The organism is uncultured Caballeronia sp. (assembly GCF_964243625.1).
Lineage (GTDB): Bacteria > Pseudomonadota > Gammaproteobacteria > Burkholderiales > Burkholderiaceae > Caballeronia.
The window spans coordinates 1-2122 of the sequence record NZ_CAXTGZ010000834.1; the positions used below are offsets into that span (position 1 = coordinate 1).

Consider the following 2122-nt stretch of genomic DNA (forward strand, 5'->3'; position numbering starts at 1 on the left):
CTCGGGCGGATAGGGCTCCGCGTTCGGTCCGATCTTCGTCTCCGAGTAGGGGACGAGGTAGCTGTTCCGCTCGGTCATGAAGTCGAGATTGCCGGAGTAGCCGGTTGCGATCACCGGCTTGCCGAAGCGGTATGCCTGCACGAGCACGCCGCTCATGCCGTAATGTCCTTTGTAGCCGAGCCACACGACATCGCAGGCTGAAAAGAGATCGAGTTCTTCTTCGGCGGTAACGAACCGGTCGATGAAAACCGGCGGCGGAGACAACGCAGCCGCCGACGCAAAGAACGCCCGGATTTCATCGTCCTGAGCGCCGGCGACGACAAGCGTGGGTTGATCTGCGCCTTGCCGTTGCGCCAGCGCTGCGGCGAGTTCCTGGATACCCTTGCGCTCGGTGATCGCGCCATATACGAGGACGTGCTTGCCCGCGCCCAGTCCCAGCCGCTGACGTGCAATGGCAGGCTCGGTCGCTCTTGCATCGGGAAACGGATCGGCGAGATATTGCACGGCCGCGCCGTGGTCAGCCTGATAACGGTCCCGTTGACCGGGCGTGCCCGCGCACCATTCGGTGAGCGTCGGGTCGATTGTCAGCAGCGTCTTCAACCCTTGCGTGCGGATCGCGCGCCGGAACAACTGCGCTTTCACGCCGTTCAACATGGGCTCGCGCGGCGCTCTCACGCCGACTTTCGCGTGATGAAAATTGGCGCGCATTGTAATGCCGACCCACGGCGTCGCGCCAAACGGCGAACCCGTGAAAGGCAGCGCATAAAAGAAGTAATCGATGTAAGGCACCACCACGAGCGAGACCTTGCGGCCCTGGCTTGCGACACTGAAAGCATGCTTGAAATCGCGGAAGAAACGCACGTAGCTGACTTTCGCCAAGCCTTTCCCGCTATGCGCGAGCGGCGCCACGAACTGGATTCCAAGTTCGGGCCGGTTCTCCTCTGCAATGCGTTTGCTGAGCGAATGCGCTGCATTGGCGGGATCGGTCACGATCACGCACCGGTAACCTGCTTCGCTGTAGGCGGCTGCAGCCCACTCGGCATACCGCCACCGATGCCCGGTGAAATTCGGTTCGATAATCAGCACGGTGTCCCGCGTTTCATTGGCCATGGTCTGTTTTTTTATCGGAAAACGTACAAAAGGTCGTGATGTTCGGGCGGTAAGACGCAGAACGCCGGCGTAATCGCGTGGAACATACAGTCAAGGCGCCGGAAACCCGGCGACTAATGGCAACACTAGCATTGCAGCAAGATTTGCAAGCGACAAAACGTAGGGTATTCCTCTGGCGAAAAAAGACAGTGAGCCAGCGTACATGAGGGCCGATATCAACTACGAGATGGCGCACAACACATGGCGTGGCACGTTACCTTTGCGGAAACCCTGGACCCAAGCATCGCTCATGAAAAGTCAAGTCTCGCCGGCAATTCGTTTGTCGTGCTCTAAATACAATAAACCGACCCGACGCGAGGAATGTCTGTGAGAGCAGTTCGCTTACCTTTTTCAACCGCGAGCGTGCGTTTCGACCAGGACGCCGCCATCTGGGTCCTGCTGCAGCAGATCGTCGTGCGCGGATTCGTTGCGGTCAAGTTCCTGGCGATCGGGCGCATTCTCGGACCGGCTGCCATCGGCAGCGTCAGCGTGGCGCTGCTTGCGGTCGCGATTGCCGAAGCGCTCAGCGATACCGGCCTGGCGCAAGCCGTCGTGCAGGGCCGTGAGACGCCCAACCGCTCGCAGCTTGGTGCGGTCTGGACCACGCTGGCTTCGCGCGGAGCGTTGATCGCCGTGCTGATCGTGTGCGCCGCGCCATTGATGGATTCACAATTCCATCTCGGCGGCTCGCTGCTGTTGCTGCAAATGGCCGCGCTCTTGCCGCTGATTCGCGGCGTGGCGTCGCCGGCGTATTACATCGTCACGCGCGAGCGCGGCTTCATGCGGATCGCGGGCGTGGAGATGTCGTCGGCCTTCGTGGATTGCGCGATCGGCCTGTGCTTCGCGCTCGGCGGCGCGGGTGCGTATTCAGTACTACTCGGCATGATCGCGGGTGAATCGCTGAAGACGGTCCTCACATGGACGACCATGACGCCGCGGCCGCCGCTGTTTGCATCGTGGAAGGGGATCGGAC

General features: G+C 61.0%; 2 protein-coding genes. One reads left to right on the forward strand and one right to left on the reverse strand.

What is annotated here, in order from left to right; genetic code table 11:
* A partial coding sequence (locus ACFFAR_RS31520; protein ID WP_375509263.1) for a glycosyltransferase occupies positions 1-1110 on the reverse strand: 1110 nt, incomplete at its 3' end.
* A gap of 366 nt (positions 1111-1476) precedes the next feature.
* Between ACFFAR_RS31520 and ACFFAR_RS31525 the strand changes: the two genes are divergently transcribed.
* Positions 1477-2122, forward strand: a 646-nt coding sequence (locus tag ACFFAR_RS31525; protein WP_375509264.1) for an oligosaccharide flippase family protein, incomplete at its 3' end; no start/stop codon positions are given.